At 45.9% G+C, this 23,465-nt stretch carries 20 protein-coding genes; 4 read left to right on the forward strand and 16 right to left on the reverse strand.

All coding sequences use genetic code 11. The annotated features are described in order from the left end of the window. Window positions 1-44: 44 nt before the first annotated feature. Both FEN17_RS00830 and ppk1 read right to left on the reverse strand, forming a co-directional pair. Entirely contained in the window at window positions 45-2,816 is a 2,772-nt protein-coding gene (locus FEN17_RS00830) for a VWA domain-containing protein (RefSeq protein ID WP_138363426.1), read from the reverse strand. Window positions 2,817-3,014: 198 nt separating this feature from the next. After that, window positions 3,015-5,015, reverse strand: a complete 2,001-nt coding sequence (gene ppk1, locus FEN17_RS00835; protein ID WP_138363427.1) for a polyphosphate kinase 1 — start codon at window positions 5,013-5,015, stop codon at window positions 3,015-3,017. A 280-nt stretch (window positions 5,016-5,295) separates the two neighbouring features. On the opposite strand from ppk1, the gene FEN17_RS00840 reads away from it, so the two are divergent. Together FEN17_RS00840 and FEN17_RS00845 are read left to right on the forward strand one after the other, a co-directional pair. Further along, the gene (locus tag FEN17_RS00840; RefSeq protein WP_138363428.1) at window positions 5,296-6,036 is read left to right on the forward strand and encodes an ImuA family protein; all 741 of its coding nucleotides are present in this window, start codon (window positions 5,296-5,298) and stop codon (window positions 6,034-6,036) included. 93 nt (window positions 6,037-6,129) lie between these two features. Beyond that, window positions 6,130-7,854, forward strand: a complete 1,725-nt coding sequence (locus tag FEN17_RS00845; protein ID WP_138363429.1) for a serine hydrolase — start codon at window positions 6,130-6,132, stop codon at window positions 7,852-7,854. Window positions 7,855-7,924: 70 nt separating this feature from the next. Here FEN17_RS00845 and FEN17_RS00850 read toward each other — a convergent pair whose 3' ends face one another. The 10 genes from FEN17_RS00850 to FEN17_RS00895 form a co-directional block, all read right to left on the reverse strand. Continuing rightward, entirely contained in the window at window positions 7,925-8,425 is a 501-nt protein-coding gene (locus FEN17_RS00850) for an SRPBCC family protein (protein WP_138363430.1), read from the reverse strand. Between the two features lie 175 nt (window positions 8,426-8,600). Beyond that, complete coding sequence (locus tag FEN17_RS00855; protein WP_138363431.1) at window positions 8,601-10,853, reverse strand: response regulator; 2,253 nt, start codon at window positions 10,851-10,853, stop codon at window positions 8,601-8,603. Window positions 10,854-10,889: 36 nt separating this feature from the next. After that, entirely contained in the window at window positions 10,890-11,489 is a 600-nt protein-coding gene (locus FEN17_RS00860; protein WP_171037802.1) for a DUF6436 domain-containing protein, read from the reverse strand. Between the two features lie 99 nt (window positions 11,490-11,588). Next, the gene (locus FEN17_RS00865) at window positions 11,589-12,461 is read right to left on the reverse strand and encodes a CE1 family esterase (RefSeq protein WP_138363432.1); all 873 of its coding nucleotides are present in this window, start codon (window positions 12,459-12,461) and stop codon (window positions 11,589-11,591) included. 46 nt (window positions 12,462-12,507) lie between these two features. Further along, window positions 12,508-13,068, reverse strand: a complete 561-nt coding sequence (locus FEN17_RS00870; protein WP_138363433.1) for a CPBP family intramembrane glutamic endopeptidase — start codon at window positions 13,066-13,068, stop codon at window positions 12,508-12,510. Between the two features lie 27 nt (window positions 13,069-13,095). After that, window positions 13,096-14,133 (reverse strand): alpha/beta hydrolase, encoded by a 1,038-nt coding sequence (locus FEN17_RS00875; protein ID WP_138363434.1) that lies wholly within the window; start codon window positions 14,131-14,133, stop codon window positions 13,096-13,098. A 6-nt stretch (window positions 14,134-14,139) separates the two neighbouring features. Continuing rightward, window positions 14,140-15,414, reverse strand: a complete 1,275-nt coding sequence (locus tag FEN17_RS00880) for a T9SS type A sorting domain-containing protein (RefSeq protein WP_138363435.1) — start codon at window positions 15,412-15,414, stop codon at window positions 14,140-14,142. 16 nt (window positions 15,415-15,430) lie between these two features. Then, on the reverse strand, window positions 15,431-16,153 hold the full coding sequence (locus tag FEN17_RS00885; RefSeq protein ID WP_138363436.1) for a hypothetical protein: 723 nt from the start codon (window positions 16,151-16,153) through the stop codon (window positions 15,431-15,433). A 100-nt stretch (window positions 16,154-16,253) separates the two neighbouring features. Continuing rightward, the gene (locus FEN17_RS00890) at window positions 16,254-16,892 is read right to left on the reverse strand and encodes a hypothetical protein (protein WP_138363437.1); all 639 of its coding nucleotides are present in this window, start codon (window positions 16,890-16,892) and stop codon (window positions 16,254-16,256) included. A 10-nt stretch (window positions 16,893-16,902) separates the two neighbouring features. Continuing rightward, window positions 16,903-17,394: an RNA polymerase sigma factor gene (locus FEN17_RS00895; RefSeq protein ID WP_205748081.1), complete on the reverse strand. Its 492-nt coding sequence runs from the start codon at window positions 17,392-17,394 to the stop codon at window positions 16,903-16,905. A gap of 237 nt (window positions 17,395-17,631) precedes the next feature. Here FEN17_RS00895 and FEN17_RS00900 point away from each other — a divergent pair, with 237 nt between their 5' ends. Both FEN17_RS00900 and FEN17_RS00905 read left to right on the forward strand, forming a co-directional pair. Next, on the forward strand, window positions 17,632-18,261 hold the full coding sequence (locus tag FEN17_RS00900; protein ID WP_138363438.1) for a WG repeat-containing protein: 630 nt from the start codon (window positions 17,632-17,634) through the stop codon (window positions 18,259-18,261). 30 nt (window positions 18,262-18,291) lie between these two features. Continuing rightward, a complete protein-coding gene (locus FEN17_RS00905) occupies window positions 18,292-18,636 on the forward strand; it encodes a hypothetical protein (RefSeq protein WP_138363439.1) in 345 nt (114 codons plus the stop codon). Window positions 18,637-18,669: 33 nt separating this feature from the next. Here the strand turns inward: FEN17_RS00905 and FEN17_RS00910 are convergent, their stop codons facing one another. From FEN17_RS00910 to FEN17_RS00925, 4 genes are all read right to left on the reverse strand, one after another. Continuing rightward, a complete protein-coding gene (locus FEN17_RS00910) occupies window positions 18,670-19,443 on the reverse strand; it encodes an NYN domain-containing protein (RefSeq protein WP_138363440.1) in 774 nt (257 codons plus the stop codon). A gap of 123 nt (window positions 19,444-19,566) precedes the next feature. Continuing rightward, window positions 19,567-20,898 carry a vanadium-dependent haloperoxidase gene (locus tag FEN17_RS00915; RefSeq protein ID WP_138363441.1) on the reverse strand — a complete coding sequence of 444 codons (1,332 nt, stop codon included), beginning with the start codon at window positions 20,896-20,898 and terminating at the stop codon, window positions 19,567-19,569. A 359-nt stretch (window positions 20,899-21,257) separates the two neighbouring features. Then, the gene (locus FEN17_RS00920) at window positions 21,258-22,241 is read right to left on the reverse strand and encodes a ParA family protein (RefSeq protein WP_138363442.1); all 984 of its coding nucleotides are present in this window, start codon (window positions 22,239-22,241) and stop codon (window positions 21,258-21,260) included. Further along, entirely contained in the window at window positions 22,238-23,422 is a 1,185-nt protein-coding gene (locus tag FEN17_RS00925) for an ATP-binding protein (protein WP_138363443.1), read from the reverse strand. The genes FEN17_RS00920 and FEN17_RS00925 overlap by 4 nt, the downstream gene beginning before the upstream one ends. Window positions 23,423-23,465 lie beyond the last annotated feature (43 nt).

Below are 23,465 nucleotides of genomic sequence, written 5' to 3' on the forward strand. Positions count from 1 at the left end.
TCGCGCTTGTTTTAATGTTTCAGGCTGGTTTTAAAAATGAATTACTATCGCACAGCCTGCTTCTTGGCCTGCGCTTCGAGGATTAGTTGCAGGTCGGCGCTTTCTTCTGTGACGTGGGCGTAAGTTCCCTGGCCGAGCTCGCTGAGTTTTCGCAGTTTCTGGCCGGTATGTTCATTTCTTCCGAAGGTAAAAACCGTTAGATAAAGATCCTGATGGGCATTTTGGCCGATCATTTGCATCACTTCTTCGCTCACAGGAAATTCGCCGTCGGTAGCGAGGACAATGCGGTTGTTGCCGCCGCGAATGTATTGTTTGTTAGCCGTTTTATAGGCCAGTTTAATTCCCTCATTTCCATTGGTATCGCCGTCAGATTTCAGCAAATCGATCATACGTGCAATTTCGGCTGACTTGGATCCGGAAGTTGGTTTCAGCACCACCCGTGCCTTGCCCGAATAAAGTATGACAGAAATCTGGTCCTCGGCCCGCAGCAAAGTCAGCAGCGATTTGATGGATCTTTTGAGCAAAGGCATTTTCAAAGGCGAGTTCATGCTCGACGAAACATCCAGCAGCAGTACCATATTATTGGCCGCAAAACCTTCCAGCGAGCGCGTCGTTTCCCGTCCATTATTTCCGCGATCTACATAAACGGTATCGACTTTCACACGCTCAATGTATACCGTATCTCGCCTCACTTCCGCCTGTCTCTCAGTAGTCGCAGCGACAGGTTTTGCCGGCTGAGCATTGGGGATTGTTTCGTTACTTGTAATGGTAGATATTGGCTGAGCATCAGCGGGTTTCTCTGTTTTGGCAGGCGGCGAAATCTGCGGGTTTTCCGGTTTTTGGGCGGAAATCCTTTGAAATGCAAAAAGATCAGGCTGGTTGATGGTCTTCAATAATCCGGTTTGCGAGAGGTCGATGAATTTGTTGTATTCGTAGACCAATGCGTTGTTGTAGAAGTAGTAAAAAGATTCAAAGGGATGCTGCTGGCCGGCGGAATTATTGGGTTTGATTTTTTGCACCATTTCGGCGAGGCGGATGGAATTGGCCGGTAAATCTTCATAAGGCGAGTAGGGGCAGTTTCCGTTGGCGCGACCATAACGTTTCAGGCCCTTCATGTTTTTATACTCATCGGCAATCAGCTTTTTGGCGTCTTCGGCAAGCTTTTCAGTAGGGGGTAAATTGCTTTTCCTGCCTTTGAAATAATCTTTTAAACCAAACAAAATGTCGTGGTCCTGATCCATGGTTTGCAGCAGCGCATTTCCTGAAACGGTCCAGGAACTGGCAGGATCCATATTCGGGAAGCTCTCGTGAATGCGACGGATGTCCTGATACAGCTGCTCTTTTTTCTGGTCAAACAAATCAAATAGCACCACATATCGGTCCAGGATCGCGTCGGAGCGTTTCAACTGGTCGGTTAGATAGGTTTTTTCCGTGGTATACCGGATCAGCTCGACACTTAGCCCATCCATTTCTTTTAAAATATTTAAAAGAACCTTCGCCTGGCCATTTATGGACGCCCGATAGGCCGCCGGAATGTTGTTGCTGGCATTCGTAAGTAGCTGATAAGCAGATATTGGTACTTTAAATTCAGCATGTGAGTAGGTCAAATTTCCCCGCTTGCCAGCCCGGGCCGGATCACGGTAAAATTCAGCAGAAGACTGGTAATTCCTGACCAAAAGTTGAAGCAAATGCATCTGCCGCAGCGATTCGTTGATCAGCTCAACATATCCGTTCAACGTTTCAATGGTCGCCGTGGGAGCTGGTGTTGCGCTGCGTTTTGTCTCAAATCTGATCAAAGCAAGGTCTTCGTAAGCAGGTGTCGGAGAGGTTGTTGCGCTCTTTTCCGAAGCACTTTCCTGCACCATCACAGGACTAAATGCCGGAAAATAAATCATCGGCCGCGCCGCCTGGCTGTAATTGACAAAAGCCTGATGCGCGGCCATCAGGTCGAAATTGTATTGGTTAATCAGCGACAAATACACCTTATTTCCATGTTCGGCAGACTGGCGGGAAGCGAAATTGTGGTCGTCTACGGCAGTACGTTTGATTTTTTGCAAAGCATAAAGCGCCTCTTTGAAGTCGGGCACAGAAGCCGAGGCAGGGTAAGGCAGCCGGGCCTGCAATTTTCCGAAATCCGCCAGCGATTTTTCATCGGCCAGCATACTGCGCTTCACCATGGCAAGCGGCCACTCCGTCTGACTGTTTCGGTTGAGATAAAATGGCAATGAATCGAGCAGTTGCTGCTGGCGGATCAGTATGTCACGCATTTCCTTTTCCGTCGCCATGTAGGGATCTGTCGCGAGATAGGGTTGTTTTTTTAATGCCAAACCATTGATTTCTTTATAAAAAGCCACTTTTTCAGCACGGTATCTCCAAAATGCCGACAGTATTTTTGAAACCAGCCGGTCAGATTCTTTCAGGTCATCTTCTTGATAGGCATTCAGTTTGACGTGCGTTTCGAGCGCCTTGGCGGTTTCATCCAGTTCATTTAATATGTCCCAAACGGCGTTTGCTCCTTTGTTCAGCTTTTGTTTTTCAGCGGCTGTCAAACCTTGGGCAGTGAGCGCTTTTTTGTAGTAAAATTCTTCTAGCGGCCCGGAAGAGGGCAGCCGCAGTCCGTACGACGGCCTTTTACGGTACAATTCCACGTCTTCTGTATACCGGGTTACCATTTGAAAACGCCCGGTTAGCTCCGCCGTGGAGCGGTTCAAAAACTCGATGTAATTATTAAGCGAATGTTGCGGCGTTTCTGTCTGCGCGAAGGCTGCTGCAACATTCAGGATAACGATAAAAAGACCTGGCAAAAATCGTTTCATGGTATGAAACTGGCGGGTTTGAAAGTGATTTTGTATCTTTTCAAAGTTCGGGATTTTGGTATGAAAATCGAGGTCAAATGATTTTCCGGCAAATTTATACCGTTTAATCAGCAGTATTTGAGAGGCTTCGCTGCTCGTCTCTGCACCGAGACGGCGCCATCAAACCCAATGTCCCTGGGCGGGCAGGTGCATATGCAGCTAGCTTTTTAGGAAGTGATATATGGCTTCCTGGGATGCGGGGCTTTGGTCTGGGTTGGGTAATTTGACGTTGTTCAGGCTGCTGTCGATCAGGACGGCCTGGGCGGTGTCGGCCCACTGTAATGCAATGATGTGCATAAGTTGCTCTTTCAATTTGTAGTCGTAGATCGGGAAGCAGACTTCGATGCGGCGGTAAATGTTGCGGTTCATCCAGTCGGCAGAACCCATGAAAACCAGCGGGTTACCACTATTATGGAAAATAAAAACGCGTCCGTGTTCGAGGTAGCGGTCTACAATCCTTTTTACAATAATGTTCTCACTCTGACCCGGCACCCCCGGAATCAGCCGGCAAATGCTTCTGACAATCAGATTGATTTTCACGCCGGCATTGGAAGCATCATATAACTTGCTGATCAGCACCTCTTCTTCCAGGTTATTGAGCTTGATGGTAATGTTAGCGGGCAGCCCTTTTTGGGCATGATCTATCTCACGGTCAATGTGTTTGACAAATTCCGTTTGCAGGTTGAACTGCGCCACCAGCAAATGTGAAAACGAAATTTTATCAGTGATCTCCGGTTTTTTCTTTTTGCTCAAAAAGGAAAATAGCTTTTCGGCCTCGGCGAGCATCGGTTGGTGAGAGGTCAGCAGAATGTGGTCGGTGTAAAACCGTGCGGTACTTTCGTTGAGGTTGCCGGTGGCAAGGAGGCCCAGGTAAGGCAACTCTGCATGTTTCCGCCGAACGAGCGCCAGCTTTGCATGCACTTTTAAAGTATTGATACTGTGCACAATTTTTACACCCGCAGATTTCATCCGCTTCGCCCACTGAATGTTGTTGGCCTCATCAAAACGCGCTTTCAGCTCTATCAGCACAGTTACCTGCTTTCCGTTTCGGGCCGCGCTGATCAGCGCCAGGGCAATCCTGGAATCATTGGCGACGCGATACAAAGTCGTATAAATTTCCTTCACCGACGGATCGATGGCGGCTTCGTTGAAAAAACGCAAAATCGTGTCGTAACTCTGGTACGGCGGGTGTACCATCAAGTCCTGCCGGGCGAGCGATTGGAACAACGTATGGTCACGATCGGTATGGTCGAAACCGCGAAGCGGCGGCCAGGGCTGGTAGGAGAGGGCGGTGCTATTAATGGGCAGTGCGGCCAGGTCTTTTAAATTATGGTGCACACCGCCTTCCACGATCGAGGCGTTTTTCAAATCCAGTGAAATCGCAATGTTCTGTAAATGTCGGAGCGGCAGGCCGGGCTCGTGCAAAAACCGGGTAGCATAGCCGCGGTCGCGCTTGCTGAGCTGTTTTTCAAACTTTTCCGTCATATCGGGCCCGTCGTCATCGACCAGGTCGAGCTCGGCATCACGGGTGACTTTGATGTTGAAAGCCTTCATATTCACCGCATTTGGAAAAAGATAGCGGAGATTCTGACGGATAATATCTTCCAGGAAAATAATGTAATCTCCATCGATACCTTTAATTTTGTAAAAACGGCTGAGATTATTCGTAGGTACATTGACAAAGGCCAGCCGCTCGCCGCCGGGTTCGAGATTGAGGATCACAGCCACATACAGCACATTGTTTTCCGGAAAAATGACGGAATCGGCAGTCAGGAAAACGGGTTGCAAAAGTCCTGCTACCTGACTGAAAAAGTACTCCGTCGTCTGTGGAATAAGATCTGCCGGGATTTCCTCGCGATAGCAAAAATGAATACCGGTTTTGGTCAGCTCGGGAATGATGGATTTGATCAGATTTGCGCCGTAGCGGTCCTGCTGCCGGTTTATGATCTCGGCGGCATGCTCGTACTCATCATGGCCTTCCACATTTTTTTGCAGGACCGGCATGCGTACGCGGTAAAATTCGTCGAGGTTGGAGGAATAAATAGAGAGAAACCGGATCCGCTCCATCAGCGGCAAAGCCTCATTTTCAGCCTCCATCAAAACCCTTTCATTAAAAGAAAGCCAGCTGATATCCCTGTTAAAAAAACTGTATCCCGACATAGTTTGTAAAGCGTAAATGATTGCGCTGCAAGTTTAAGACGTAAGCGTCAAATAGATACCGGATAATAATTTTTTAACAATGCTGAAGTGTCGAAGGTTATAAACTTGCCAGAAAAAAGCTGACATTCAATCAGATGAAGCATAACATCCCGGTTTGCACACCGATTGCGAAAGTATCTATCTGAAAATCATTTAAGCAAAAGATTGCACGTACTTGGGTAAATTGTTATTTTTGGAATCAAATAATTGTTACTGAAAATAACAATTTACTCAACATTCTATGGAACAATCTGCTGCGAAAAGCGAAATCGCTGAAAGGCTGAGGAAGGATATACTTTCTCTGGAAGGCTTTCATGCACCGTCTGACGGGCAGCAGAAGCGGTTTGGGTTGGGCGAGATTGAGAAATCGTTTCCAAACGGCGTTTTCCCGACTGGCGCCGTGCATGAATTCACGAGTCTGGCCGACCAGGATGCGGCATCTACCTGCGGTTTTATGGCGGGACTGCTGGGAAAGCTGATGCATCAGAAAGGGCCTTGTTTGTGGATCAGTATGGACCGGATGATTTTTCCGCCAGCTCTCAAATTTTTCGGCGTGGAACCGGACAGGGTTATTTTTATTGATATTAAAAAGAAGCAGGATTTGCTGTGGGCGATAGAAGAGTCATTGAAATGTGAAGCGATTTCGGCGGTGGTCGGGGAGATCAGTGAAATTACATTGACGGAGTCGCGGCGGCTGCAACTAGCTGTGGAACAGAGCCGTGTTACGGGATTTTTGCACCGGCCGAATCCCAGACATGCCAACACATTGGCAAGTGTATCCCGCTGGAAAATCACGCCGATTCCTAGTCAGCTCGAACCTGGCATGCCGGGCGTAGGACACCCACGCTGGAATGTACAATTATTAAAAGTCCGCAACGGCGAACCCGGCGAGTGGAATATAGAATGGTCCGAAGGCGATTTCCATCTGGTCCCTGAGCAAGCGGCTGTGGTAGTACGTGAAGGGTTGCAGAAGGTTGGTTGATTAAGAGCCGTTTATCATTTTAATCGGTTCGAAATTCTGTGTAAATGCGTAATTTCCCAGACAACATTCACAACATACCTTAACTCCTTCACAATGAGATTTCCTTTACTTTTAATTTGTTTACTTCTTTTACAGAACCTGGTACACGGCCAGGCCCAAGCCCCGGTACCCACCGATAAAATTGATGCGCTTTTTAAGGAGTGGGATAAGGCGGGAATGCCAGGCGTCGCAGTAGGCGTGGTGCATGGCGGCAAACTTATTTATGCCAAAGGATTCGGTGAGGCGGACTTGGAAACGGGCGTGAAAATTACGCCTGAAACGATTTTCCATGTTGCCTCGGTTTCCAAGCAGTTTACGGCTTTTGCAGTTGTAATGTTGGCGGAGCAAGGTAAATTATCGCTGGATGACGACATCAGAAAATACCTGCCCGAAATTCCGGATTTTGGAAAAACCATCACCATCCGCCAGCTCGCGCACCATACCAGCGGCCTGCGCGACCAGTGGAATTTGCTGGCGATGGCCGGCTGGCAACTCGACGACGTCATCACGAAACAACACGTTTTTAACCTCATTACTCGTCAGAGAGAACTGAATTTCGAGCCCGGCTCGGCGCATTCCTACTGCAATACGGGCTACACTTTACTCGCCGAAATTGTCAGCCGGGTTACCAAGCAGCCCTTCGATTACTGGATGGAACGCAATGTCTTTAAGCAACTTGGGCTGAAGAATACGCTGTTTTACGACAACCAGGAAAAAATCGTAAAAGGCCGCGCCTATTCATTTCACCGCACACCCGGCGCCATGGGCCCGACCATGTTCAGCAAAAGTATTCTTAGTTACGGCAATGTCGGCGCCACCAGCTTATTCACCACCGTAAATGATATGGCGCTCTGGATCGACAATTTCAAAAACCCGCAGGTAGGTACGCAGGCGACGATCAAACAAATGCTGGAAAAAGGGCGCCTCAATAAAGGTGATACAATCCAGTATGCCTTCGGCCTTGTGCATGGAATGTATAAAGGATTATCTTATTTCGGCCACGGCGGCGCGGATGCGGGGTATCGGTCCAACATTGCCTATTTTCCAAAAGAGGATTATGGCTTTATTGTACTGAGTAATCAGGCGGAGTTTGACGGAGGCAAAAAGGTCTTTGAAATGGTCGATGTTTTGTTGCCCAATTCAATAAAAGAAGACAAAGCAGTTGCTAAAACCCCTGAGAAAAAGGAAGTTAAATTTGACTCGCTGCTTTTCGGGCCTTACATGGGTACTTATGCATTGACGGAAGCGCCGGGTGTTAAATTAACATTCAAAAAAGAGGGCAGCACTTATACTGCACAAGTGACCGGTCAGCCCTGGTTTCCAATTTTTCCGTCGTCGGACTCGACATTTTTTTGGAAAGTGGTCGATGCTGCGGTGACTTTTCACAAATCCAAAGACAAGCAGGTGAGCCGCATCACATTACATCAAAACGGCGATCATCCTGCCACCCGCTCCGAAACGGAAGTTGCTGCGACCTTTCCGCTTGAACAATACGCCGGAAGATATTATAGTCCTGAACTGGAAACCTTCTACATCATTGAAGCAAAAGACAAAGCACTCAAAATCCGTCACGTGCATCACGGAGAGGCCGATTTGAATGTGGTTTCAAAAGATAAACTTTCTTCATCCTGGTGGTTTGTCGGAAGCATTGATATGATCCGAGACGCTTCAGGCAATGTTTCGGGACTGAAAATGTCGAACGGACGCGTGATGAACTTGCGGTTTAAAAAGATACCAGATGATTTTGCGGCGGGGACGTTTGCAGAAGCGGGTAAGTAATGATTTTAGAAATAAAAATGCTCAAAGTCCTTCGAATCGGGCTTTGAGCATTTTTATTTAACATTTAACATTATTGCTGCGATTCCAGCAACTCATCGAGATTTTCAAGACCCATCGTGAAACCTTCTTTGAAGCCCATTTCAAGGTGTTTTTCCAGATCCGACAGTTCATTAAAAGTCAGAACAATGCTGACAACTGTATGGTCACCCTCTGCATTGAATGACGTCAGCCAGCCGGAACCGGGCAGGAAATCACTTGGTTTACCGGTTTCGTCGCAGAAAAAATCCAGCGCCGAGAAAGATTTTTGCGGCTCGATGGACTTGTAATCCATGCGCGCCCAATGTTCCTCACCCTCCGGCCCGACCATCGCATAAAGCCAGTGACCACCTTCCCGAAAATCCAGTTCTTTCGACCGGGCCTTCCAGGGTTTTGGCGCCCACCACTGATCTAGCAGCTCTTTTTGTGTCCATGCAGCCCATACGCGCGCTACCGGCGCAGCAAATTCCCTTTCCACATGGACTTTTTTGGTTTCCTTGTCCACTGTGAAATTCATTAAAAGGTCAGTTTTCATAATCATTTGGTTTTAAGTTAATTGATACGCAAACTCTTCCAGCCACTGATCAACTTCCTTCTTACGCCTGGTAATGAAATGTTAAAATTTTCCTGCCAATGCTTCACTTATTTACAAAAATAAAGCCGCCCGAAAAACTGCGGGCGGCTCTGCAAAGACATTAAATCCTGATTTTTTATACCTCGGCTCTCTGATACCACTTCCTTATTTTCGACATCAGCTCCTCCAATTTGATTGGCTTGCTGAGGTAATCGTCCATCCCGGCATCCAGACATTCCTGCTGAGTGCCTTCCATCGCATTGGCTGTCAGCGCGATGATCACAGGCTGGTTCGCAACCGTTTTGCGGATCAGGCGGGTAGCTTCGAGGCCATCCATGATCGGCATTTGCATATCCATCAAAATCAAACCGTAATTTTTCTGGTTCGCGGCTTCCAGTGCTTCCTGTCCGTGGTTGGCGATATCCGGGGTGTAACCCAGCTTTTCGAGAATCCGTACAATCACGCGCTGGTTAATCTGATTGTCTTCGGCCACCAGTAAATCGAAAGGATATTTGTCTGAAAAATCAACCGAAAGCTTGTGTTGGGTTGTTGCTTCCACTTTCGCACGAAGGGTTTTTTGCAGCGCATGCATAATCTGCGTTCCCAGAACATGCTGCCTCACCGGCTTCGATAACACTGACGCGAAAAGATGGCGGTGCTGCTCTTTCACCTCTTCACCGATCGAGCTCAGCAGAATAATCGGCGTCTTCGGCATATACCGCCGGATCGCATTACTTAACGTAACTCCATCCATTTCAGGCATTTGCATATCGCTGATCACCAGATCAATTCCCTTGTCATCTTCAAATAAAATAGACAGTGCATCTTTGCCGGAGGAAGCCATCACAGGCTGCAATTTCCAGTTTTCCATCTGACGTTTCAGGATCGCAAGGTTTGTCGCATTATCGTCTACGATCAGGATTCTTTTTCCAATATGCTCGTGCATATCGTGCTGTACAACAACCGGCAAAATCTTGTTTCCTCTGGTAGTCAGCAAGGTAAACGAGAATGTGGAGCCGCGGTTTACCTCGCTGCTTACGCTGATTTCTCCGCCCATGAGTATTACCAGCTTTTCCGAAATAACAAGTCCAAGGCCCGTGCCGCCATATTTACGGGTAGTGGACGAATCGACCTGCGAAAAGGCCTTGAAAAGCCGGTTCAGCTTATCTTCCGAAATGCCGATTCCGGTATCCCGTACGTCGAAACGAAGCCGCAATTGTCCGCCTGGCAGTGCCTCGTCCTGGCTTACAAATACGCAAACTTCGCCCTGCTCTGTAAATTTCATGGCATTTCCCACGAGATTGATCAGGACCTGACGCAGCCTCAGCTGGTCGCCCACGATCTGGTCAGGCACATTTTCTTCAATCTGGTAAACCAGGTCAAGCCCGATTTTGGCAGCTTTGGTTCCGAAAATATCCAATACATCCTCAATGCTCTGACGAAGGTTAAAGTCCTGATTTTCAAGTTCCAGGTTTCCGGATTCTATTTTGGAAAAATCAAGAATATCATTGATCACATTAATGAGCGTGTCCCCGCAGGTAGCAATAGTTTCGGTGAACATTCGCTGTTCCTCGCTGAGCGGCGTCTCCTGCAAAAGGGCCGCCATCCCGATCACGCCATTCATCGGCGTACGGATTTCGTGGCTCATTGTGGCCAGGAATACACTTTTTGCCTGATTCGCCTTGTCGGCTTCTTGTCTGGCGATGATTAATTCTGCATTTGCTGCACGCAGGGTTTCGTTTGCCTTTTTCTGATCCTCCTCATTTTGCTTGCGGATCAGCGAAAGTTGTGCTTCTTTTTGGAGTTCGGCCATTTCGAGGGTGCTCGCAATGTGCTGCTCATAATACCGGTTGAGCATAAATGCCCACAGTCCGCAAATAAAGAAGATTGCCGCTGCCAGCAGGATGTGTATCGTAAATGTCAGCAGGTCGAAATAGCCGAGCTGAGTGAAAAAAACTTCTTCCAGACCCGTATTTTGCAGATAACCAAATATGGCGTGGTGTACCAGCACCACGATCATGATCGGAATCTGTAATTTCCACTTTTGATAAGTGATCAAAACAGCACTGCCGATGAAGGCAAAAAAGTGCATTTCGAAGAGCCCGTGCATTTGATAGATAAACTGGGCCATGTAAATTCCCAGCACCGTACTCAGCACATATTGGTACAGATCAGAATCCGGCAGGGCAATTTTTGCAGAATAATAGGCCACCAGCAGGATCCCACCCACACCCAATGCGATCGACCAGGTATCATAAAAAAGCGCAAGCACCAGCCCAATTGCAAAATACCCCGGCAGGAAAAAATTCATCAGCCGGTCGGACCGATCCTTGACACCCAGGAGAAAATGGTCGGTAGGGGTGTTTGTTAAGGTATTTTCTATTTCCATTAAATTTCAAAGAGGAGTTTAAATTTTATAGAGGAGTTAGTTTTTACAAACAGGTATGGTGCAGCCGTAAGACTTCATCGCCCGCGCACTTAGCATCGGAAGCGACTGATCTTTCAGTAAACCGGCCAATGCGATCCGGGCATAAGCCGATTTTTCTTCGGTGCAGTAGCGGCTTGCATTGTAATTACCGCGGTAATAAAGTTTTTGAGATTGATCGATGAGTGCGGCCTGCGGTGTGGAGTAAACGCCGACGGTATTGGCCACGGACTGGTCAAATGAAACTGGAATTTCAAGTCCGATTTTATCCTGGATATATTCAACCGTATATTTTTTGTCGGTCAAAACTACTACACGGAAGTCGACGTCCTTGCCGTATTGCTTTACCAGTGATTGAAAATGTCTTTTGTTAAAACGGGAGCAGGCGCATTCGGGATTGTAAAAGTGAAGGAAAACGGGTTTTTCGTTCTTGCTGAGAAACTTTTCGGGCAGGTTTATCTTCGTTCCAAGCGAAACTAGTTTGTAGTGCGCGGGGATAGGCGTAGGAAGCTGATATACCCAGTCGTTGTACCAAAACAGCGCTCCAACGGACGAGAGAAGCAATGTTAGCCAAACCGTCACCAAACCCATTCTAATCATCTTAATCCTTTGATGTACAATTAATTTTATTCTACATCAAATTTAATTCAAAATGGGTGATTTTGGCGAAACGCTATTGTATTTTTTTGAGATGGTAGCTTACTTCTTCATCTGCCTTTTGAAAAACGCCCAGGTTTCTTCGAAAACGTCGAAATCGGTTGGGAATTCGTGTTTGCCGTTGATGACTTTTACAAGAGTTACTTCGGGTTTTCCTTTCTTTTCGTAGGTATATTTTTCGACGGTAATGTCGTTCGAAGTATCTTGGTCGGTGGGAATCGTTTTCACTGGCTCGCCGCTGTAACCGTCTAGCTTGGCCCAATATTGGAAGGATTGCTCGGTGGCGCGTACCTGGCCGAGTGTCACGCCGGGCGTTTTCACCTCTCCGCCATTGTACGGATTCGTCGAGTCGGCCGTACCATTTGTGATCATGACCGGCAGCGCCACATTCATCGGGCTGCAATCCAGATTATCCTGAGTTGGCAGGTTGGCAACGATGGCCGAGATCCCTTTGATTTTATCCGGCATTGTCAGCCCAAGCTTATAAGCCATGTGCCCGCCACCCGAAAAACCCGTCGCAAAAACGTGTGCTTTGTTGATTTTATATTTCTTTGAAAAGAAATCGATCATACCAGAGAAGAAGGCTTCCTCATTGACATTTTCCGTGTTTGCAACCGCTGTCGATGCTTTTCTGCATTCATTCCAATATTTTTTATAACCAGCTGGATAAACCAGGATCAAATTTTCAGCATCCGCTTTTGCCTGCAATTTCGTCGCATGATTGATAATACTTTTTGGATCCCCGCCAGACCCGTGCATGATAAAAAGCAAACTAGCACCCGGCTTGATTGCCGTCGATGGATTGTACATGAAAACGCGGTGGTACTTGTCGATCAGTAAAGAATCCGTAACAAACTGCGCTTTGGAAGCTAAACTTTGCGATAAAATAGTGGCTAAAAAAAGATATTTGAGCATAAAAATGATGGTAGATACGAAGCGGCAAGTTAGGCAGAAACGGTTTTTAAAGTATGAATCTTTCCAGGGTAGCCACCAGGTTTCCGATCGAATGCATGGCCATGGAAGTGTAAATGGAACGCGTATAGTATTTGGCGTAACCAAACAGGCAGGCGTCGATAAAGCTTTGGACGATACCAATGTTGGCGGTCATGGTATTCTCATAAGCGAAGTTGTGCAGCAAAACGAAGATCAGGGCTTGTATCAATATGGAGATGTGCCTGCTCAATTTTTTGGTCAAAACCATTAATAACAGTCCCCGGAATATGAGCTCCTCCGTGATCGGCGCGAGAATTACCGCCCCAAGAATCCGGATGAAGGAAGAAGCCATGGGATGATTCCAGGGGTTAATTTCCAGCATCCCCATTTGATAAAGCACGAATTCGACCAGGAGCACATAAGACGTAAAACCCGCCACGCAAGCCAGAAACCGGGAATTCGACACAGGTTTATTGAGAAAAAGATCGTCGGGATTGATGTCCCCCTGGCGTGTCCGGATGATAACAACCATGATGACCAGTAAAAAAGGAACAACCCGCAATAATGCCAATTTGAGATCCCCGCTCATGAATTTGATGGTAGGGTGTTTTTTTAATTACTTGGTAGAAAGCCTCTCAGAAAAAAACGGTAGCATTTTTTGCTCGATGCGTTCGCCGATGCGGTTCAAATGATCGCCCTGATATTCTTCGTAGGAATGCTGGATCTTATAGTTATCCAAAACCTCATGCAAAATTTTGATATTGGAGGCAATCGGCTGGTCCTTATCACCTGCGTCAAAGGCAATTCCTTTCAACTGTTTCAGATTTGAAATGTATTGATCGACCGTTACCAGCGGCATATTGGAAGTCCACTTTGCCTCGATTTCAGGACGCTGTTTTCCATTTTCAATAATCTGATCCGTGAAAAATGGTGGTTTCAAAGGATTCGGCGACCAGGCAGCAGCATAGGCGAGGGCGGCTTTCGTTCCGAAATCAGCTTTTGCAAAATCACCCGGCTCTTTGACTGCTTCAATTTTTGCCAAAGATTCCGTCGAACGCGCACCCGGCGCCAGACAGCACGGACTCAGTAAATAAATGCTCGAAAATACTCCGGGATTTCGCTCCCCGACGCGCATCGCGCCATAACCACCCATCGAATGTCCCGCCAGGCCGCGGCTTGCAGCTTTGGCAATCGTCCGGTAATGTTGGTCAACGTAAGCCACCAGTTCCTTGGACACAAAATCCTCCCAGTTGCCGGTTGTGATGGAATTGGAATAATAACTGCCGCCGCTGCGGGTATACGCATTCGGCGTCACAATGATCATTTCATTCACTTTCCCCGCTGCAAAAATTGGATCGACCACCGCAGGCAGGCTGATCCAATGTTTCATGAGCCCATACCATTGCGCATCGGTGTCAGTAAATCCATGCAGCAGATAAATCACCGGATACCGCTTTTTGGACTCCTTTTTGTAGCTCGGCGGCAGGTAAACAGACACCTCCGGATCGGCCGAATTTCCTTCCAGATTTCCTTCCAGGCCTTTTCCATGCACTTTAATGCGCTCGACGGAGCCTTGTAGTGTTTGTTGGGCGGACAGCGAATTTGTCGCGAAAAACGAGATAATGAAGACGCAAGCAAGTGTGAAACATTTCATATTAAATTATTTTAAAACTAAGATTTTAGAATGTTTTTCGTCGCCCTTTTCGTCGAAAACGGAAATGATGTACGAGCCGTTTTCGAGACTTTGAATGTTTATGCTGTTTTCAATCCAGACAACGGAACATGTACGGTCGCGGCCATTTGAATCTGTGACCCTGATCTTCGGTTTGTTAGTCAGGGTAACATTTTGCTGAAAATTTAAAACTGTGGTTGCCGGATTGGGGTAGATAAAGTTTTCATTCGATAACATATTGAAAATGACCGACTGAATGCTACTGTATGCGAAACTTTCATCCGTATCCACCATTTTCAATCGGTACAAATTTTCTCCGGCTAGCGGTTTCTGGTCGATAAATTGGTAGTTCCAGAGTACGACGCTCTCCTTGAACGATGTAAGTATTCCAATACTTTGCCATGATTTTCCGTTCTGGCTTCTTTCAATTTCAAAAAAGTCACTGTTCGCTTCAAACGTTGTTGTCCAATCAAGTATGGCGATATTGTTTTCAGATTTTGCAACAAATCGGGTAAGCGTAACGGGCAAAGGTGCGCCATCAGCGCCCAGGGAATAAACTTCATAGTTATTTGGCGGCAAAGAATTAGCCGTGGTAATCGATCCGCCAAGCGTTGTAGAGCTTCCGCCAAGTACTGAAATCGCGTCTATTTTAGAAGGGATTTTCTCCCATTTTCCATTTTTCCACCCTACTATGATGAGATTACCGATTGGGTTCGCAAACGAGCTAATGTTGCTATCAGCATTCCAGGTCAAGGTAATTTTTGTTGGATTGAGACCATTTATATCCCAATATTCAGTCCCCGACACAGCTGCAACAGACAGATCTTTGGAGCTGGTTGGAAATGACGCTGCTGATGGATTAGCATGGTAGTAAGCACCATAAGTCTTGTCTGCGGCTGCGGCAAATGGGCCATAAAAGCCGTTGTGCCCGACCGGAAAGACAAATAATGCAGAGCCAAATTTTCGCACATATCCATCAATAAAACCACCCGTTCCTGCCCCGGTAATTTGCGTGTTCTGAGGAAAATTAAGCAACCCGACAGGTATAGCGCGACCTACACGTACAATCGCCGACGAAACACCACTTCCTCCCGCAAATGTCTGGTTGCCAAACAATGTTAGTTGCGCGCCTGAGGGGATAGATATATTTCCGTACAGTTTTTGCTGGGCGCGAACACTGAAACAAAAAAGGGACAAAAGCACCGCTGCAACGATCTTGCAGGCCTGCGATTTACGTAGCTGCAAATTTTTGTAACTCTCCATGACGTTATCTAGATGATTAAGGAATATAGGTCATCTTTAAGTCGCCTTTTGTCACTTTTATCGTGCATCCTGCCTGCGGCGACTTGATAGTGGGAAGTATTGAAAATGAAACGTAGTCTCCGGTAACCAAGCCTATAACCTCTGAGACTTTTGTGATATACTTATCATGATATACAGGAGTAAGTTTTTCATCCAGAATCGGGTAATCGATTACCTCTCCATTTCTCATCAACTCGACTTCCAGCCCCATTACCGATGTACCTGTGCAGCCCTCACTGTTCTCAATAGTAAGAAACGTTTCAACGATATACGAACCTTCAACAGCACGAACCTGCCCATCTGTGGACTGATAAGTAAAGCCGCTCATCACAATCTGAATATTCGGATACGTAAGATTCACCCTGACACCATCTGTTAATTCACCTGTTGTAGCTCCGGTAACCATCATTCTGGGGAACGATCCAAAGCTTTGGAAACTCAATTTTGTCCATGACGCCTTTCCATCGGCATCGGAAGTCAAAACAGAGAAGTTCGTCTGTGTGCCATCGGCAATGGTAATTTTCCCGGTGGCTTTATCAACTTTAAATTTTCTGCCAGTAGTTGACGCTTCTACTTCCAGATTGGAATTTGATTCGATGACGGTTGGATTCGTCCCGATTTTGACCTGAGCAGATAAATCTTTTGTAATAAAGAGCAGGTACAGCAAGGAAATTGCAAAAGGTAAAATTTTAGAGCGCATAGAAGAATGTTAAGTAGTGAGAAAGAAGTATTTAAAGTAAAGATGTAACCTTTTCTATACATTCTTGCCCGAGGGTTTGGATTTTTTCGTATGCAAATCTCTACCGCTGCCCGAACGAATCGTTTTGCATCTCCGCCAATTCATGCAGCTGCGTCCTAAGCTCCTGCACATTCTTGTCCGGAAATTTTTTGAAATATTGTTTCGCAAGAAGATACAGCACGCCAACCACCGCAATGTTCGCGCCTGTCAGCAATAATGATTTTTCAATTCCATACTTTTCAAAATTGCGGCTGATTAAGGAAATGCAGATCAAAAGACCAGCCCCCATACTGAATTGCCAAACCCGGTCCATCGCCGCGCGGCATTTTTCCAGCACGAAAATGACTGCCACCAGGCTCTCGCGCAGATTCGATTTTGAAATTGTCACTTTCGCGATGGTACTGTGATCCGTGAACATAATTTTTAACCCGGCGGCGATCACCAGGGCGTAAATCACGCAGGGCGCATATTGGTACCAATGCGTAAAATCAAAAGGATTGCCGGCCAGGATCGCTATAAAAACACACATTAACAGGAGGAAATAGAGCATGAGGGCCCTCATTTTTTCCTGCGATTTTGAGATCGTGCTTTGCGATTGATTTTTGATCATCGTCAGCACCAGCTGCTCGCTCAATACATTCGAAGCAGCCAGTTTTTGGTCCACAGTTTTCCAGTTTTCTTTCCATTCTTCCAGGTTCATAATATTGATTTTAAAGTGTTTGCGTTTTGATTAATTTTTCAAGCTTCGTTTTTACACGGTTCAGTTTTACACCCACATTCGATTTGCTGATCCCCAGTATCGCGGACATTTCATCGTAACTTTTGTCTTCCAGATACAGAAGCACTAGGGCCTTTTCAATCACATTGAGCTGATCGATAGCTTGATAAAGCGGCCCGGTATCGATGGGGTTTTCAGCCGTGTCCTGCAACTCGGGGATTTCCATGTCAAAGCTGGAAAACGGGGAAGTTGAGCGCCGGTTTGTGGTTTTTCTGAAATTGGAAATGGCGGTATTCATCCCGATCCGGTACACCCAGGTGCTCGCGCCCGACTCTCCGCGGAATGTCGGGAATGCCTGCCAGAGCTGGATCACGATCTCCTGAAAAAGGTCGCGCCGGTCTTCCGGGTCGGCGCAGTATATTTTACAGATCTTAAAAAGTGCGGCCCTATTTTGATTCAGAACTGCCACAAACTGTTTTTCCATCGACTTTGAAATGTTTTCAATATTAGTCGCAGGAAGAGGTGGAAACTTACATTTTTCACTAAAAGATGTTTTGCGCAATAAAATTTATCTTGCCGTATGACATGGTTGTGCCAGACACGCTTGATATTCTATTAACCTGGCGCCCGTCCAGGCTTTCCGCACGCGGCTCAGGAAGTATAAGAAAGTTTCATATATTCAAAGCTTACTTATGCGTTGTTCTCACCTAAGTTATCGATTATGCTGAAAATTTTTCTGATTGTGCTGTTAGTCCTGATTCACTTTACCGGCTATGCACAAAGTAGTAGTGATTATCTTTTGCCGTTTTCCGACAAAACCTCCGGGGAAGAGCTCTATGGCTTTAAATCCAGAAAGGGCAAAGTGATCATCAAACCGAAATATGAAATTGTTGGAACAGCTAAAATGTATCACATCGCTTTAGTGACTTACAAGTTCAAATGGATTGCTATTAATAGAAAAGATAGCGTTCTTTTGAGCCCCTATATTTATGATAATGGTCCGGATGAATTGAGGGAAGGCCTTTTTAGATTTGAAGAGCATGGCCTGATTGGTTTTGCAAATAACAAAGGGCAGAAGATTATTCCCGCACGTTTCGAGTGTGTTTCTTTTTTTGTAAATGGCCTGGCAGCTTTTAATGTTGGCGGACACGCGGAATACCGAGATCCGGAACACCCAACCTGGGAAGGGGGTTTGTGGGGATTTATTGACAAAACAGGAGTAGAAGTGATCCCACCGCAATTTGCAGGAGTATTGTATTTTGAGCAAAAGTATGCTGAGGCATGGACAAAAGACAAAAAGCACGTTCTGATAGACAAAAAGGGAAAAATTAGAAAAATTCTGAGCCAATAGAATAGTGAAACCGAAACACAATAACACGCTATGTATAAATGCTTAAACAATGTCAATCCGAATGTTGAAGAAGTCCGTCTCTGGGCTTATGATGAAGATGTGCTATTCACGGAGCAAGATGAAGACCTGATATTGTACGACTATCGATATGTGCCGATCTTGATGGAGCTAGCCTCAGACCCCACTTGTCCAAAGGATCACTATTGTCTGACCATTCTTGTGGCCTACGGCCAAAGTCAGTTAGCCGGCAGGGTAACCGGAGCGATTAATGAAATAGAAAAATGCATCCGGCAATTTAACGGGCCAGTCAGTAGTACGGTGAAGCAATGGCAGCAGGATTTTATGGAAATGAGTGGGTTGATCTCACGCCCATAAAGTTATCAGTAAATTTGAGCCTTTTGAAAAATACTATTTCAGCTTAATCAGCGGATGGTTCAGCCCATTTATATGATTATTAACAATCTTATATTTCGACAGACTTTTCAACAGCTGCGTCAAAGTCTTGAATCCGTAGGTGCGGGAGTCAAAACTGGGGTCGATTTTGCGGAGAGAAGAGCCCACTTTTGAAATCAATGCTTCCTCTTCTTCATTCGTAGAAATCTCAAAGGCTTTGTCGATAATGTTCATATCTATTTTGGGGAATTGCGTCTCTGCCTCCGGCTTTTTAGCTGCCTTCTGAATTTTTCCTTGTGGGACAATATCGACCTTTTTAGCCTCGGCTTCTTCAATAACCACGTCCAGTTCCGCGATCAGGTTCTCGCTGAATGTGAAGATCTCGCAGGAATTTACAAAAGCGATCGGTGTGGTTTTTCTGCCGATACCCATCACAAAAAGCCCTTCTTCTCTGATCCTTTTCGCCAGACCCGTATAGTCGCTGTCGCTGGAAACGATGCAAAATCCGTCCACGCTTTTGCTGTGCAGAATGTCCATGGCGTCGATAATAAGCGAGCTGTCCGTTGAGTTTTTGCCGGTGGTGTACGAAAATTTCTGGATCGGGCTGATCGAGTAATTGTTGACTGTTTCCTTCCAGCTATTCATATTTGAACTCGTCCAGTCGCCATAAATCCTTCTGATCGTGGCCTTTCCGTATTTGGAAACCTCTTCAAGCATTTCCTTCATGAACTTCGCCTGTGCATTGTCGCCGTCGATCAATACTGCAATGTTGAATTTGGTTTCGCTCATTTGGCTTATCAATGATTTGTTCTGCCCGTCAAGTTAATGTCTTTTGACAGATTTTAGCTTACACATTATTTGCATTCCCAGGACCTGGCCATGTACGATTGAGATATAAAATCGGCGTGGAAGTTATTTCCGGCCCCGCTTGAATTTCAGCTTTCCGTCAATATTCAGCGCGATTTTCTTGCCCTGTCGCTGGCCCGCATCGCAGGTGGGGCGGTAGTGGATGCCGCCGTACACGCGTGAGTCGCCGGCTTCTTTTGCGGCTTCTTCGAAGGAGGTGTAGCTACGCGGGCCGAGGCCGAGCCAGTTGTAGGAATCGTCCGTGAATTTGAAATGGTCGCCAAAGAGGAAAGTGAGTGTCTGGGCAGCCGAAGCCGAGACCAGGGCGTGGCCCGACGGATATTCGGGATGGGGTGGCGTGGCGATCAGCGGGGCCCATTCCGGCTTTTTCATCACCGAGCGGATGAATGTTACCGGTCGCAGCCCGTTGTATTTATACTTGCCTTTGAAAATACTGATCGTCGCCTCATAGCAACTGATGCCCAGATAAGCATTGGCAACTGCCGCGATACCGAGATTGGATTTTTGTTTGATCAAAATATCATTCAAAATCGAAAACCAATGTGCGCCGCCGAAACTCTTACCGTCCGGATCGTCGGCCCAGAAAAGCGCAATCGCCTTTTGCTCAGGCGTAATGTGCTCGGCAATGTCATACACTTCCCTGACCTGCGCATAATAAGCCGAAGACGGATCGGTGGAATAGGGGATAGGTTTTTCAAGATCGGCATTCTTATCGCTCCCCAGGATCATCTGTCGGTTTTGGCCCCAAAACGGTAAAATCGCCTCCATCAATGCCGGTGGCGTCGGCACCCACAAACCGTTTCCGATGGGTAGTTGATAAGGTTTTTTACTCTCGCTTCCGTCGGTTTTGGACCATTCAAAAATCGCAGCGGCGATGCTTTTTCCAAATTCCCCCGAGCGGGCCAGCTCCTCTTCCTTGTTGCCTTTTTTAAATGAATCCACCGTCACGGCCTCCATAGAGTCGATACACGCTTTGTTCGCGGCCGAAGTCATGGGATACAGGCTGCGGGTGATGGCCGCCAGCGCCGCATTCGCACTTTCAGGCCAGAAATAATCTGCATTTGCTTTGATGGCCGGCAACTTGCCAAGCCCGTTCAACTGCGGTGCGATCGATTGATACCCTGAGAATCCGGGTGCAATCGATTCGTACAATGCAATGCTGGTATAAGCGCAGCGGCGCAATGTTACCGGCGGCGGCGCGGGGGTGGTACGGGCAATTTTTAGTAAAACAGTTGTCCAGGAAGTGACTACGTCGGCAGGATAAGCAGCAGCGTCTTTCGACTTAACCGACCGGAGCGACGCGAATGTCAAAGAATGCAGGCAAAGCAGGCCGATAACAAGCCAGAAGGCGCGGCCAAACAAGAATAAATGCTTCATGTTGAACGGATTATGTTGTGCGATTTTGATAATGAAAATAATATTTTCATCGCACCAGGCCTAGCCGTAAACACAGAAAGGGGATTTAGTTAGTAAGCGTCTTATAATATCATTTGCGGAGTTCTGGGGCTGTGTACCCATGATGAGTGTGGTGAAAGACTTAAAGAATGTTGAGTTCCGCTCGAAGATCGACTCGGTTTAGCACACGACACACTCAGCCACCGGCAGCATTGTTTTAAAGTCCAAATTTTGAAATCAAGATGAAAAAGTTACTTTTTAGCTCGAAAACCCTAGTTTCCGTAGGTAGTAGCATTACACAATTCAACTTCTAATTTTACCAATCCCATACCATCTACCACTCAGTCAATTGAAATTTTATTTATTATTTTTTGAGTAAAAGTGTAAAAATCGTTGTAGCTATTTTTTACAGCCCCCAAATGTGCGCCGATAGCCCCATCAGAAGGTTTTAAAAGAAAAATAGGTTTTCTGGCTTCCATAGCCATGGGTATTAAGCTATGATAGTGTTTTAAAAGAGCCAGGCAATATTCATCATCATTAACAGTAAGATTAGTTTCATCTGTATTCTTCAAAACAAACTCCCTGAAGACGTTAGGAATTCTGTTAGCCCAGTTTAAATATGACTTTACTGGCCTGCTCTCCTTAATGCCGTGCTGCATAACAACATAACCTAATGGACTTATCAAACCACTTGGCAATATCAATGACGGCTCGGGATTCCTGCTCGTTCTGTCTTTCCACTCTTCTTGCCAAGTTCCTAATCTATTTCCAAGATTTTTAAGGCCTTGGAGAGAAAATAAATCTGCTGCCATCGGCACAATAACATAGTCTGCCGCAATCAGTGTAGCCCTATTTATCGCGCCAAAATTAGGTCCGATATCGATTATATTAAAGTCTGCTTGCCATCTTTCACTAGCTTCCTTTATCACTCTAAAGAATGAAGATACTACCCGAAAAGCAGCTTCGTCCCGATTCAAACATTGACCCCACCCACTACTTAATTTATCTTCAAAAAGGGATAACTCTAAATCACCGGCAAGTAGTCCGATATTACCTTTGATTTGCTCGATGTGAGCAGGAGTAATATCACCGATACCCCTGTTCAATGGTTTAATACTTTCTAAAATTGTTGGCCTCGATGACTCTGTGTCATATATTTCTTGCAACCTTTCATCACTAAGGAACATGGATGTTAAATTAGTCTGTGGATCAAGATCAACCGCAAGGCATCTAAATCCTAGCTCAGACAGCATATAAGTAAAATGATATACTAGTGTTGTCTTCCCCACGCCACCTTTGTTATTGAAAAAGGCTATTGTTTTCATGATTTTCTTTTGTAGATAATTACGCCAAAGCTAGTCGATTGATTTAGAATGAAGACCGGCTCCGGAGATCCATTTCTTTTCAGAGATGCTTTCGCTCTTTTTACGCCAACATTAAAAGCATTTATAAAACCCAAGTTTTTTGCTGCCTCCGCTAATGTAGGATTTCTATAATCATTTGTATTTGGGAAATTTTCTGGTCTCGCATCGCCAAATAGCCCACCTGGATTTGTTATTTCTATTCGGTCTGCAAATTCATAGAATTTGATTGGGGCATTCGACTGATAGTCTCTATGAATGATAGCATTATATAGCAGTTCCTGAATAGCAGAAGCTGGATATGCAGATTCATATTGTTCTCCAAGTTTGTTTTGTACTTTTTTTTCGATTTGTGATTTAATAAAGTCATCCAAGACCTTTAATTGTGTTGTTAGATCGCCTTCAAATCTATGCTCATACTCAAAATCACTTACTTCATCATCTCCTGCAAATCTAACATATTGGATATATGCCCCGCTAAGGTAATATCTCGGATTTTTTCCGAACAGTAGAATTCCAGCAAATGTTGGAACATTGTCTCGCAGATCAAAGAATTTCAATGAAGCCAGCTGCTCTTTAATTTCTCTTCCGTTTTCTTCTAATGTCTTGGCATCGATTGCGGTAGGCAAATAAGTTAGTTTGAAGATTTCCAAGCTGACTTCATTTACATCCGACCCATAAGCTGGTTGGGTATCAAATGATCTGTCAAAAGTCGAGCGTTTCTCACTTAATATGCGTTCTTCTGCTTCGTTTGCAACTCCCTTTCTTTGACCAACACGAATGCAGACTTTTCCTTTGTAACGGGTTGGAGGCACTAGCGAGGGCTGTACTTCTACTACCGCTACATCTCCTTCGTCAAATGTGAACTTTGCAACAACCATTGCGGGTGGAGGGACAATCCGGCCATCAGTTCGGTAATTTAGGAGTGTTTGCATCAGTTGTTCGTCCACTATCGTTCCATTCAGGGTGCCGTCATCTTTTGCCCCAATGATAAGGTAACCAGGCAGCTTGTGGTTTGGCATGTCATTACAAAAGGAACAGATGGCTTCGCCAAACTTATCTGCATCGGTTTTTGATATTGTTTTTTCGATTCGATCAGCTTCGAGGGCAGGTAGAATTTTTTTTACTTCTTCCTCAGATATCATAGGAACTCATTTTTTTATTATGTGACAAGATGAAAAATGAGCA

Source organism: Dyadobacter luticola (assembly GCF_005860805.1).
GTDB lineage: Bacteria > Bacteroidota > Bacteroidia > Cytophagales > Spirosomataceae > Dyadobacter > Dyadobacter luticola.